The organism is Micromonospora sp. NPDC047812, assembly GCF_040704175.1.
Lineage (GTDB): Bacteria > Actinomycetota > Actinomycetes > Mycobacteriales > Micromonosporaceae > Micromonospora.
This window is the reverse complement of the sequence record NZ_JBEYRY010000001.1, coordinates 1,026,784-1,038,799: the sequence shown is the minus strand read 5'-3', so window position 1 is coordinate 1,038,799 and position 12,016 is coordinate 1,026,784. Positions and strand designations below refer to the sequence as shown.

Annotated in this window: 12 protein-coding genes and 1 pseudogene; 6 read left to right on the top strand and 7 right to left on the bottom strand. The window is 75.6% G+C overall.

Annotation, left to right across the window (positions count from 1 at the left end):
• The first annotated feature begins 27 nt into the window (after positions 1 to 27).
• Positions 28 to 690 carry a response regulator transcription factor gene (locus AB0883_RS04730; protein ID WP_366640293.1) on the top strand — a complete coding sequence of 221 codons (663 nt, stop codon included), beginning with the start codon at positions 28 to 30 and terminating at the stop codon, positions 688 to 690.
• A gap of 51 nt (positions 691 to 741) precedes the next feature.
• On the opposite strand, the gene AB0883_RS04725 is transcribed toward AB0883_RS04730, so the two are convergent.
• The 3 genes from AB0883_RS04725 to AB0883_RS04715 form a co-directional block, all read right to left on the bottom strand.
• A complete protein-coding gene (locus AB0883_RS04725; protein ID WP_366639453.1) occupies positions 742 to 1,314 on the bottom strand; it encodes a DUF5709 domain-containing protein in 573 nt (190 codons plus the stop codon).
• Positions 1,315 to 1,419: 105 nt separating this feature from the next.
• Positions 1,420 to 2,139, bottom strand: a complete 720-nt coding sequence (locus AB0883_RS04720) for an ATP-binding protein (protein WP_366639452.1) — start codon at positions 2,137 to 2,139, stop codon at positions 1,420 to 1,422.
• 59 nt (positions 2,140 to 2,198) lie between these two features.
• Entirely contained in the window at positions 2,199 to 3,197 is a 999-nt protein-coding gene (locus tag AB0883_RS04715; RefSeq protein ID WP_366639451.1) for an SDR family oxidoreductase, read from the bottom strand.
• 216 nt (positions 3,198 to 3,413) lie between these two features.
• Between AB0883_RS04715 and AB0883_RS04710 the strand changes: the two genes are divergently transcribed.
• Positions 3,414 to 4,616 carry a glycosyltransferase gene (locus tag AB0883_RS04710; protein WP_366639449.1) on the top strand — a complete coding sequence of 401 codons (1,203 nt, stop codon included), beginning with the start codon at positions 3,414 to 3,416 and terminating at the stop codon, positions 4,614 to 4,616.
• Here the strand turns inward: AB0883_RS04710 and AB0883_RS04705 are convergent.
• From AB0883_RS04705 to aroA, 4 genes and pseudogenes are all read right to left on the bottom strand, one after another.
• Positions 4,571 to 5,507 (bottom strand): annotated as a pseudogene (locus AB0883_RS04705) (hypothetical protein). The gene AB0883_RS04710 and the pseudogene AB0883_RS04705 sit on opposite strands and share 46 nt — an antisense overlap.
• Positions 5,508 to 5,566: 59 nt before the next feature.
• Complete coding sequence (gene hisN, locus AB0883_RS04700) at positions 5,567 to 6,385, bottom strand: histidinol-phosphatase (protein ID WP_366639448.1); 819 nt, start codon at positions 6,383 to 6,385, stop codon at positions 5,567 to 5,569.
• A gap of 24 nt (positions 6,386 to 6,409) precedes the next feature.
• On the bottom strand, positions 6,410 to 7,402 hold the full coding sequence (gene rsgA / locus AB0883_RS04695) for a ribosome small subunit-dependent GTPase A (protein ID WP_366640291.1): 993 nt from the start codon (positions 7,400 to 7,402) through the stop codon (positions 6,410 to 6,412).
• Between the two features lie 165 nt (positions 7,403 to 7,567).
• Entirely contained in the window at positions 7,568 to 8,869 is a 1,302-nt protein-coding gene (gene aroA, locus AB0883_RS04690; protein WP_366639447.1) for a 3-phosphoshikimate 1-carboxyvinyltransferase, read from the bottom strand.
• Positions 8,870 to 8,971: 102 nt separating this feature from the next.
• Here aroA and AB0883_RS04685 point away from each other — a divergent pair, with 102 nt between their 5' ends.
• The 4 genes from AB0883_RS04685 to AB0883_RS04670 all read left to right on the top strand — a co-directional run bounded on the left by AB0883_RS04685 (position 8,972) and on the right by AB0883_RS04670 (position 12,015).
• Positions 8,972 to 9,682 carry an SOS response-associated peptidase gene (locus AB0883_RS04685; RefSeq protein ID WP_366639445.1) on the top strand — a complete coding sequence of 237 codons (711 nt, stop codon included), beginning with the start codon at positions 8,972 to 8,974 and terminating at the stop codon, positions 9,680 to 9,682.
• Between the two features lie 195 nt (positions 9,683 to 9,877).
• Positions 9,878 to 10,270 (top strand): WhiB family transcriptional regulator, encoded by a 393-nt coding sequence (locus AB0883_RS04680; protein WP_366639444.1) that lies wholly within the window; start codon positions 9,878 to 9,880, stop codon positions 10,268 to 10,270.
• A gap of 83 nt (positions 10,271 to 10,353) precedes the next feature.
• Positions 10,354 to 10,968, top strand: a complete 615-nt coding sequence (locus AB0883_RS04675) for an alpha/beta family hydrolase (protein ID WP_366639443.1) — start codon at positions 10,354 to 10,356, stop codon at positions 10,966 to 10,968.
• A 222-nt stretch (positions 10,969 to 11,190) separates the two neighbouring features.
• Positions 11,191 to 12,015, top strand: a complete 825-nt coding sequence (locus AB0883_RS04670) for a sigma-70 family RNA polymerase sigma factor (protein WP_121399691.1) — start codon at positions 11,191 to 11,193, stop codon at positions 12,013 to 12,015.
• Position 12,016 lies beyond the last annotated feature (1 nt).

The window sequence follows — 12,016 nt, the reverse complement described above, 5'->3', positions numbered from 1 at the left end:
GGTGCTCCCGTGACAGGCGTACGGGTGATGGTGGTGGATGACCACCCGATGTGGCGGGAGGGGGTGGCCCGGGACCTCACCGAGGCCGGCCACGTCGTCGTGGCCGCCAGCGGGGAGGGCCGGCAGGCGCTGCGGGTCGCCGCCGCCGCCCGGCCGGACGTGGTGGTCCTCGACCTGCAACTGCCGGACGTCTCGGGGGTGGAGGTGGTCCGCGGGTTGCGCGCCGTGCTGCCGGAGGTGCGGGTGCTGATGCTCTCGGCCAGCGGCGAGCAGCAGAGCGTGCTCGACGCGGTGAAGGCGGGCGCCACCGGCTACCTGGTCAAGTCGGCCGCCCCGGCGGAGTTCCTGGAGGCGGTGCGCCGGACGGCGGCGGGGGAGCCGGTCTTCACGCCCGGCCTGGCCGGGCTCGTCCTCGGCGAGTACCGCCGGCTCGCGGCCGACCCGGGCGGCGCCGACCACGCCGCCGGACCCGACGCCCGGGGCGTCGGCCCGGCACCCCGGCTCACCGACCGGGAGACCGAGGTGCTGCGCCTGGTCGCCAAGGGGATGTCCTACAAGCAGATCGCCGAGCGGCTCGGGTTGGCCCACCGCACCGTGCAGAACCACGTGCAGAACACGCTCGGCAAGCTCCAGCTGCACAACCGGGTCGAGCTGACCCGGTACGCGATCGAACGGGGCCTCGACGACTGAGGGCCGCCGGGGAACCGCCCCCGAAGGGTTCCCCGACGGCCCCGGGTCGGTTCAGACCGAGTGCGGCGGACGCGTCTCGTGGATGGCCAGCTCCTCGGCGCTCGCGCCGCCGCCGGCCGAGCCGGCGTCGTACGCCACCGAGTCGGTCTCCTGGTCGGTGTGTGCCCCCTCGTCCGGTTCGACGAGCCGGCCGACCTGGCCGTCGCCGACGCCACCGAGCTGGCCGTGGTCGTAGAGGGACACGGGCGAGTCCGGGTCGGAGGTGGGGCCGGGGTCGATCACGTCGGCGTCGAGCTGGGCCTGCGCCGCCGCCTCCTCGCTGTCGGCCTCGGCGGCGATGTCCGGGTCGACGGGGCCGGCGAGCGGGTCGTCGGCCGGGCGTTCGTGCTGCTCCCGGTCGAGCTTGTAGTCCAGCGACTCGCCGTCCAGCTGCTCCTCGGCGGTGTTCCCGTACCGGTCCACCGCGACCGGCGTCCGGTCGCCAGGCAGCTGGGCGGGGTCCGGGCCGTCCGCCTCGCGCCCGGTCAGGACGTCGTCGTTGGCGGTCGAGTCGTCGTCGGCGGTGTCGGGCAGGCCCTCCGCCTCGGGATCGGACACGGGGGTCGGGTACTCGTCGTCGCGCATGGCTGATCACTACCCACTGCCCTCCCGGCATAACCGGTGCCGCCCGTGGCCATCCGGGCGGAAGCGGCACGTCGGGGGACGGCGGGGCAGGAATCGGGGCGGCGGTCAGCCGTGCCGGGCGGGGGTCTCGTCGTCGGCGTGCAGCACGCACCAGACGACCTTGCCGTCCGGCACCCGGCTGCTGCCCCAGCTGCGGGCGACGGTGTCGATCAGCAGCAGGCCGCGCCCGCCCGCGGTGTCCGGCGGCGCCTGCCCGGTGAACGCCGGCTGCCGCGGCGAGTGGTCGTGTACCGCCAGGTGCAGCGTGCTGTCCCGGGGGGCCAGGCGGACCGTCATCGGAGTGTGCGCGTGGGCGACCACGTTGTTCACCATCTCGGTGACCGCGATGCAGGCCGGCTCGATCAGCTCGGACATCCCCCACCGCCCGCACCCCTCCGTCACGAGCTGCCGGGCCTGCCGGGCCGCCCCGACGACGGGGGGAAGGTAGGTCTCGACCACCGCGGCCGGCGGCGCGGCGGCCAGCGCTCCGGCCAGGGTCGGCCAGGCCGGCACCCCCTCGACGGCGCCGGTCGGATCGCAGAGCAGCAGGTCGGCGGCGGGCCAGTCGCGCACCTCCCGGTGCACCTCGGCGAAGACGTCCCGGGCCGCCGGGTCGGCCACCCGCAGGGCGGTGAGGTCGGCGACCACCGGGCCGGGCTGCCCGCAGAACCGGGCGAGCAGGCCGTCGCGCACCACGTCGACACCGGACCGGTCGAGCGTCCCGGTCAGCCGGAGCACCCCGGACGCCTCGTCCGCATCCACCCGGCAGCGCGCGTCGGTCGCCATGATCGCCTCATTGTGCACCGCCGGCCCGGACCGCGCACCCGACCGCTCCGCCGCCGACATCAGCGGTCCGTTCGCGCGCGGCGGGTCATCGCGGCCACCGTCCCGACGGCCGTCCCCGCCGCCGCCAGCCCGAAGGCGGCGGTCATCCGCACCAGGTGCCGCCGCCGGCCGTGCCAGCCGCCCTCGCGCCGCGCCGCCGCGTCGGCGTGGAAGACGTTGCCGGTGCTCTCGGGCCGTGGGGCGGGCCCGAACTGCGTGCGGTGCGTGTACCAGCCGAGGACCCGCTCGGCGACCGCCGGGGCGAGCCGCCACTGGAGGCCGATCAGCCGGGCGGCCCCGCCGGCGTACGCCTCGCGTCTCGGGCGGCGCAGCAGCCGGACGATCGTCTCGGCCACCACCTCCGGCGGGTAGACCGGGGGTGGCGGCACCAGTTCCCGGCCGCTGTGGTTGGCGGCGTGCCGGAAGAACGGGGTGTCGATGGTGGCCGGCAGCACCGTGCAGATGGAGATGTCGCCCCGCCCGGTGACCCGCATCTCCTGACGGACCGTGTCGGCCAGCCCGCGGATGCCGTGCTTCGCGGCGTTGTACGCCGACTGGTAGGGCATCGCCACCTCGGCCAGCACCGAGGCGTTGTTGATCAGCACCCCGCCGCCCGCCGCGCTCAGGTGGGGCAGGGCGGCCCGGGTGCCGTACGCGGCGCCGAGCAGGTTCACCTCCAGCACCCGGCGGAACTCCTCCACGGGGATCTCGTCGAAGAGCCCGACCGCGCCGACCGCGGCGTTGTTGATCCAGCCGTCGATCCGGCCGAACTCGGCGACCGCGCGGGCGGCGAGCCGCTCGACGGCCGCCGGGTCGGTCACGTCGGTCGGCACCACCAGCGCCCGACCGCCCAGCTCCCGGCACCGTACGGCGACCTCCTCCAGCGCCGTTTCGCTGCGGGCGGCGAGCACCACGGCGGTGCCGCGCCGGGCGAGGGCGTACGCGGTGGCCGTGCCGATGCCGCTGGAGGCACCGGTGAGCACGACGGTGGCGTCGGCGAGGCTGCGGGTCAGAGGCATTCTTCGCCCGTACCCCCGTCGGCAGGGGTCATGCGGCCGACGCCGTTCGGATAGTCGTGGCCCCGGGCACGGCGTGTCGGCGTCCCGGGACAGTTGCCGTCGCGCAAGCACCCGCCGGGCTCTTCCCGATCTGCCAGGTTTCGGCTCCCGGGGGTTCGGTTAATGGGACCCTCTGACCGAGGACCACCGCTTGAGAAGATCGCATGGAGGTGACCCATGCGCGTCGGCCTCGTCTGCGCGCACGCCGGCCCACCCAGGGGCAGCGACGGCCTGACCGTCGGTACCCACCAGCACATCGCCCGGGTCGCCGCCGAACTCGCCGCGCGGGGCCACGACGTCCGGGTGTACGAACGCCGCGACGATCCGGGCCTGCCGGAGACGGTGACGGTCGACGGTTACCGGGTGGAGCGGGTGCCGATCGGCCCGGCCGCCCCGCTGCCCACCGCCGAACTGGTGCCGCACGTGTCCGCGTTCGGCGCCTGGCTGGCCGACCGGTGGACGGGCGACTGGCATCCCGAGGTGGTGCACGGGCACTACTGGGTCGGCGGGCTGGCCGCCGCGCACGCGGTCCGCGAGACGGACATCCCGGTGGTGCAGACGTTCCACTCCCTCGGCGTCGAGCAGCTGCGCCACCTCGGCCGGCAGTACGACGGGCCGGGGGAGCGGATCCCGCTGGAGCGGGCGCTGACCCGGGCGGTGGACATCGCGGTCGCCCAGTGCAACGACGAGGTCGACGAGCTGACCCGGATGGGGCTGCAACGCGCCTCCGTGGCGATGGTGCCGGCCGGCGTCGACACCGCGCAGTTCCACCCCGACGGCGAGGCCGCCCCCCGCGACCAGCGGGCCCGGATCCTCTCCGTCGGCGGCCTCTCGCCCGGGCACGGCCAGGAGGACCTGATCCGGGCCATGCGACTGGTCGGCGACGCCGAGCTGGTGATCGCCGGTGGCCCACCCGTCGGGCAGCTCGGCAACCACGCCGAGGCCCGTCGGCTGCGCGAGCTGGCCGAACGGAGCGGGGTGGCCGACCAGGTGAAGCTGGTGGGCGCGGTGCCGCACGAACAGATGGCCACCTGGTACCGCTCGGCGGACGTGGTCGCCTGCACCCCGCACTACTCCTCCGCCGGTCGGGTGTCGTTGGAGGCGATGGCCTGCGGGGTGCCGGTGGTCGGCTACGCCATGGGCGGGATCGCCGACGCGGTGGTCGACGAGGTCACCGGCCGGTTGGTGCCGCCGGGCGACGTCCGCACGCTGGGCGTGACGCTGCGCCGGCTGCTCGCCGACAACGCCGGGCGGTTCGCGTACGGGCACGCCGCCGTGGACCGGGTGCGGTGCAGCTACACCTGGGAGCGGACGGCGGGCGCGCTGGAGCGCCTCTACGAGCGGGTGGTGACCCGCCGCAAGCCGGTCGAGGCGGCCTGACCCGGGCCGGCCGACCCCCTCCGTGGCTCAGAGCGGGCGACCGGGCGCTCCGGCGCCCACCATGTCCCGGTCCCGTTCCCCGGCGACCGCGTGGTGGTGCTGGGGCTCGGCGTACCGGGTGAGACCGATGACCGCCGCCAGGGTGACCAGGAACCCGACCGCGGCGAGCCACTCCCGTCCGGGCCAGATCTTGTCGTTGAGCAGCAGCAGGCCGACGATCGCGGCGGGCACCGCCCCGGCGGCGTCCATCGCCGCCACGGCGGCCGTGGTCGAGCCGCGCTGCATGGCCAGGCCGAGCAGCAGCTGACCGACGATCGAGTGGACGATCAGCAGGTAGAGCAGCGGATCCTGGACGAACGCCTCCGGCGTCGGGGCGGAGGCGAGGGGCCGGGCGGCCACCGCGGCGGCGGAGAACGCCAGCCCGGCCAGCGCGCCGAGCGCCACCGAGCCGGGTGCCCCGTGCAGGCGTACGGCGAAGAAGCCGATCACGGCGATCACGCCGAGCGTCGCCGCCAGGGCGATCATGCCGGCGGTGCCGAGCGGCTTGGCGGGCGCGGGCTCGGCGGAGAGCACCAACGCGGTGATCCCGGCGAACAGCAGCACCAGCAGGGCCACCTCGGCGGCCGGCAGCCGCCACTTCAGCACCAGCACGCCGAGCAGGGCGGTGACCCCGAGCCCGGCGGCGACGCTGGACTGGACCAGGAACAGCGGCAGGTCCCGGCGGGCGAGCAGGGCCAGCACGAACCCGGCCACCTGGCAGCCGAGCCCGACCAGGTAGGTGCGGTGCCCCGCCAGCCGCAGCAGCAGCCCCGGGTCGAAGGTGTGGTGCACGGTGGTGCGGGCGGCGGCCACCGACTGGAGCAGGTTGGCGACGCCGTACGCGACGATCATGGCCGCGAGGAAGCACCAACCGGAGGAGACCACCTGGCGAGGATAGAGGCTGCCGGAGGTCAGTGCTCGGTTGGCCGACCCAGCCGGGCGAGGATGTCGGCGTGCAGCGCGCCGTTGCTGGCCACGGCGCTGCTCTCGGTCCCGGCGTCGCCGGAGGGGGCGGGCCGGCCGGCCAGGTCGGTGAATGTCCCGCCCGCCTCGGTGACGATCGGCACCAGCGCGGCGACGTCCCACAGCGACAGCTCCGGCTCCACCATCACGTCCAGCGCGCCCTCGGCCAGCAGCATGTAGCCGTAGAAGTCGCCGTACGCCCGGCTGCGCCAGGTGTCCCGCATGAGCTGGAGCATCGCGTCCAGCCGGCCGGCGGACTCCCACCCGGTCAGCGACGAGTAGCAGAAGCTCGCGTCCGCGAGGTCCCGTACCGCAGAGACCCGGATCGGCGCGCCGCCGGCGGCGTCCGGCCCCGCGTACGCGCCCTCGCCGAGCGCGCCCCACCAGCGGCGGCCGAGCGCCGGCGCGGAGACCAGCCCGGCGACCGGGCGGTCTCCCTCCAGCAGCGCGATCAGGGTGGCCCACACGGGCACGCCGCGGATGAAGTTCTTCGTGCCGTCGATCGGGTCGACCACCCAGCGCCGGCCGTCCGGGCCGCTGGCGGGCTCCTCGCCGTACTCCTCGCCCAGCAGGCCGTCGCCCGGCCGGTGGGCGGCCAGCAGCGCCCGGATCTCCCGCTCCACCGCGGTGTCCGCGTCGGAGACCGGCGTCAGGTCGGGTTTCGCCTCGACCCGCAGGTCGAGCGCGCGGAACCGGGCCGTCGAGACGGCGTCGGCGGCGTCGGCGAGCAGGTGGGCGAGGGCGATGTCGTCGGCGTACCCGGGCATGCCTAGACGGTAGCGACGCCGGCCTCAGGACCCGGCGAGCGGGTCGCCAGGATTCCGCTGGTCGGGCTCCCGCGCGTCGCCCTCACCCGACCGGGAGGCCAGCAGCCGGCGGTACGAGGCCAGCCGCCGCGCGTCGGCCTTGCCGGCGGCGACCCAGGCGTCCAGCCCGCAGGCGGTCTCGTCCGGCGTGTGCGGGCAGTTGGCGGGGCAGTCGACGGTCCCCTCGACCAGGTCGGGGAAGCCGTGCAGCAGGCTGTCGGCGGAGACGTGCGCGAGCCCGAAGCTGCGCACCCCGGGGGTGTCGACGATCCAGCCGGCGGCAGCCCCGGGTCGTGGCGCGGCGGCGGACGCGCCCCGGCGGCGTCGCCGCGAGTCGTCCTCGTCGCCGGGGAGCCGGGGCAGTCGCAGCGCCACCGCGCTCGTGGAGGTGTGCCGGCCCCGGCCGATCGCGCTGACCGTGCCGACCGCCCGGGCGGCGTCCGGCACGAGGCGGTTGACCAGCGTCGACTTGCCGACCCCGGAATGCCCCACCATGACCGAGACGCGCCCGGCGAGCAGGCTGTGCAGGGCGTCGAGGTCGGATTCCGGGCGGATCAGCACGTACGGCAGTTCCAGCTCGGCGTAGTAGTCGAGCACCGCCTCGGGGCCGGCCAGGTCGGCCTTGGTGAGGCAGAGCAGCGGCTCGATGCCGGCGTCGTACGCGGCCACCAGGCACCGGTCGATGAAGCCGGTGCGCGGCGGCGGGTCGGCCAGCGCGCTGACGATGACCAGCTGGTCGGCGTTGGCGACGACCACCCGCTCCAGCCGCCCCTCGGCGGTCGTCTCGTCGTCGTCGGCGGTGCGCCGCAGCACCGACGTCCGCTCGGCGATCCGGACGATCCGGGCCAGCGCCCCGGCCGCGCCGGAGGTGTCCCCGACCAGGCCGACGCGGTCGCCGACCACCACCGACTTGCGTCCCAGCTCCCGGGCCCGCATCGCGGTGACCAGGGGCGCGTCCGGCCCGGCGTCGGGCGGCACGCAGGTGTAGCGGCCCCGGTCGACGGCGATCACGAAGCCGTCCACCGCGTCGGAGTGCAGGGGGCGGGTGCGGGTACGCGGGCGCGACGACCTGCCGGGACGGACCCGGACGTCGTCCTCGTCGTACTCCCGCCGCTTGGTCGTCAGGACCCGCCCCCCGTCGTGTCAGCTCTTGCCGGTCACCATCGCCGACCATAGTGCCGGAAACTCGGGCATGGTCTTCGAGGTGCACGCCACGTCGCTCAACTCGATGCCCGGAACGGCCAGGCCGGCCACGGCGGCGGCGTGCGCCATCCGGTGGTCGTGGTAGGTCTCGAACACCCCGCCGTGCAGCGGCCGGGGCCGGATCTCCAGCCCGTCGGGGGACTCGGTGATGTCGGCGCCGAGCGCGGCGAACTCCCGCGCCAGCGCGGTCAGCCGGTCGGTCTCGTGGCCCCGGATGTGGCCGACGCCGGTGAACACCGAAGGCGAGTCGGCGAGCATGGCCAGCGCGGTGAGCGCCGGGGTCAGCTCGCTGACGTCGGAGAGGTCGGCGTCCAGGCCGTGCACCGAGCCGGTGCCCCGGACCGTCAGCCCGGCGGTGGAGAGGGTCACCTCGCCGCCCATCCGCTGGAGCAGCGAACGGAGCTGCTCGACGGGCTGGGCGCTGCTGCGCGGCCAGCCCTGGAGGGTCACCTCGCCGCCGGTGACCAGGGCGGCGGCGAAGAACGGCACGGCGCCCGACAGGTCGGGCTCGATCTGCCAGCCGCGCCCCGTCAGCGGGCCCGGCTCGACCACCCACACGTCGGGGGTGCCGTCGTCGACCGCCGCGCCGGCGGCCCGGAGCATCTGCACCGTCATCCGCAGGTGCGGCGCGGAGGGCACGGGCGGGCCCACGTGCCGGACGACCACGCCCCGGTCGAAGCGCGGCGCGGCCAGCAGCAGCCCGGAGACCAGTTGGCTGGAGGCGGAGGCGTCGATCACCACGTCGCCGCCGGCCACCCGCCCGGCGCCGAGCACGGTCAGCGGCAGGCTGCCGGTGGCGGGGGCGTCCACGCGTGCGCCGAGGGAGCGCAGCGCCCCGATCAGCGGGCCGAGGGGCCGGGTGCGGGCCTGCGGGTCGCCGTCGAAGGTGATCCGCCCGTCGGCCAGGCACGCCACCGGCGGGACGAAGCGCATCACGGTGCCGGCGAGACCGACGTCGACGTGCGCGGGGCCGACCAGCGGGTGGGGGCGGACCAGCCAGCGCTCGTCGTCGCTGATCGACATGTGCGCGCCCATCGCGCGCAGCCCGGCGGCCATCAGCTCGGTGTCCCGCGCGCGCAGCGGCCCGGCCAGGGTCGACGGGCCGCCGGCCAGCGCGCTCAGCACCAGGGCCCGCGCGGTCATCGACTTGGACCCGGGCAGGCGCAGCGTCGCCGCGACCGGGTCGGAGGCGGTCGGAGCGGTCCACGGCTGCGGCGGCCGGGTCGCGATCAGGTTCCCCACGGTTACATTCTGCCGCGTCCGTCGGCGGGTGACGCCGGCCGGCACGCGTCCTCCCGGTCAGCGGGACAGCCGGGCGGCGCGCGGCGGGTTAGCGTGTGCGGCATGTGCGGGAGGTACGCGACGACCCGGAGCGCGGGCGACCTGAGCGCGCTGTTCGAGTCCCAGGACGAGACCGGCGGCGGGGTCGGTCCCGACCACAACGTCGCGCCCACCGACCCGGTGCCGCTGGTGCGGGTCAGCCCGGAGGGGCACCGCGCCCTGTCGGTCGGCCGTTGGGGGCTGGTCCCGTCCTGGTCCCGGTCGCCCAAGGGCGCCGCCCGCATGATCAACGCCCGCGCCGAGACGGTCGCCACCAGCCGGGCGTACGCCGGAGCCTTCGCCCGCCGCCGCTGCCTCGTCCCCGCCGACGGCTGGTACGAGTGGGTCCGCTCGGCGGACGGGCGCAAGCAGCCCTACTACATGACCCCGTCGGACGGCTCGGTGCTCGCCTTCGCCGGCATCTGGTCGGTCTGGGACGGCTCCGGCGGTCCGCTGTTGACCTTCAGCGTGCTCACCACCGCCGCGCTGGGTGAGCTGGCCGAGGTGCACGACCGGATGCCGCTGCTGTTGCCCCGCGATCGCTGGGCGGCGTGGCTGGCCTCGACCGACGCGCCGGAGGGCCTGCTCGCGCCGCCCCCGCCCGACTGGCTCGCGACGCTGGAGATCCGCCCGGTGGGCACCGCGGTCGGCGACGTGCGCAACGACGGGCCGCAGCTGATCGAGAGGGTGCCGCCCGCCCGGGCCGCCGCGCCGGAGGAAATGACACTCTTCTGACAGTCCGACACATTGTCGGGTGTGATTTGCCAGAGTTGCGGCCGAAAGGTCGCCCCGACGTTCACCCATATTCGCCGTGAAGTCTTGTCCCGGTGTCCGGAAGTGCGATACAACACAGCGCCGGTAGTGGGTGTCGATTCGCACGGGGCGGACGACGCGCACCGATCTTGCCGGTCCCACGGGGGAGGTGGGTGGATGACACGGGCACGTATGCCCCGGCCGCACGAGGTGGCCGCCGCACGACGGGATCCGCGGCTGTTGCGGGCGTTGCGGGAGCGGCGACAGGACGAGGCGTGGCGCACCAGGGGAACCTGCCAGAACGTCGACCCGGAGACGTTCTTTCCGGCGCCGAACGAACCGGCCGACGCGGCCGTCGCGCTCTGCCGCAGCTGTGACGTGCAGGGCTCCTGCCTGGCCTGGGCGCTGGACGTGGGGGACTGCCACGGCGTCTGGGGCGGCACCACACCGCGCGAGCGGCGGGCGATGCTGGTCGCCTGGCGCGACGAGGTGCAACCGGATCCGGACGCCGCCCGCGAGGCGGGTCCGCCGGTCCGGGACCGGCTGCTCACCCTGGTGCCGCTGAGCTGACCGTCGACTGAACCGGTCGCAGCCGGCCCGCCACCTCGGCGGGCCGGCTGCCCGTCGTGTCCTGGACGCCGCAGAATGGGCCGGTGCCCCAGGACGACGACCTCTCCACCCCGCGCGGGCCCGCCCGGGTCGACACCGACCTGCCGGCGGGCGCGCCGAGCGCCCTGCTGGTGCTCGGCCACGGCGCGGGCGGTGACGTCGACGCCCCCGACCTGCGTGCGCTCCGGGACGCGGCGGTCGACGCCGGGCTGGTGGTGGCCCGGGTGACCCAGCCGTACCGGGTCGCCGGACGGCGTGCGCCGGCGCCGGCGGGGCACCTCGACGAGGCGTGGACCGCCGTGCTCGCCGTGCTGCGGCTGCGGCATCCCGGCGTACCCCTGCTGGTGGGCGGGCGGTCCAGCGGCGCGCGGGTGGCGTGCCGCACCGCGCCGGCGGTGGGCGCCGCCGGGGTCGTCGCGCTCGCGTTCCCGCTGCACCCGCCGGGCCGCCCGGAGCGGTCGCGCGCGGCGGAGTTGGCGACCGGCCTGCCGACCCTCGTGGTCAACGGCGACCGCGACCCGTTCGGGGTGCCGGAGCCGGTGCCGGGGGTGCAGGTGGTGACCCGCCCGGGGGAGCGGCACGACCTGCGGGGGGACCCGGCCGGCACGGCCGCCGTGGTGCGCGACTGGCTGCGCGGGCAGGGCTGGGCGCGCCGCTGAGCCGCGCGGGCGGCCGTGTCCGCCTGCCGCGGCGGGTCGTTGCATCGGATGGCGCCGGACGCCCGGTTCGGGCGGGCGGCGCCGGTCCTCCCAGGCCCTTCCTGGTCCCAGCGTCGGCCTGCGCCGGCGCCGGGACCAGGAACGGGGAGGTCAGCGGAATGTCCCGCCCCGTCGGGGGCGTTGCAACCCCCGGGACGACATTTCTGGCGAGGGGGGAGACCGGTGCCGACCGAGACGCGGGTCCGGGAACGGGACGAGCGGGGAGCACGGCAGTTACGACGGCTGCTGGGCGGCCCGGACTGGCCCGCGGTGGTGCCGCCGGTCGGCCCGGCCGCGGTGAGTACGAGCACACCCGCCGGAAGTGAATCTGCGGGCACGTCCGTACGCGTATCCTCGGCGGGACAGCATCCGACGCGAGGGGATGTGCGGTTGACCACCGAGAAGACGGACGAGCGCAGGGCCCGCTTCGAGCGGGACGCGATGCCCTTCGTCGATCAGCTCTACGCTGCCGGGCTGCGGATGACCCGCAACCCGGCGGATGCCGAGGACCTGGTCCAGGAGACCTACCTGAAGGCGTACGCCGCCTTCCACCAGTTCGAGCAGGGCACGAACCTGAAGGCCTGGCTCTATCGGATCCTGACCAACACCTACATCAACTCCTACCGCAAGCGGCAGCGTCAGCCCATCCAGGCGCCGACCGACGAGATCACCGACTGGCAGCTCGCCGAGGCCGAGTCGCACACCTCCAGCGGGTTGCGCTCGGCCGAGACCGAGGCGCTGGACCGGTTGCCGGACAGCGACGTCAAGGAGGCCCTCCAGCAGTTGCCGGAGGAGTTCCGCCTGGCCGTCTACCTCACCGACGTCGAGGGCTTCTCCTACAAGGAGGTCGCCGACATCATGGGCACGCCGATCGGCACGGTCATGTCGCGTCTGCACCGCGGCCGACGTAATCTGCGCAAGCTGCTCGAGCAGTACGCCGCCGAGCGGGGCTTCAGCGCCGCGGCGTCGAAGAAGGGCTCGACCGCTTCCGCCGGCCGGGAGGTCTGAC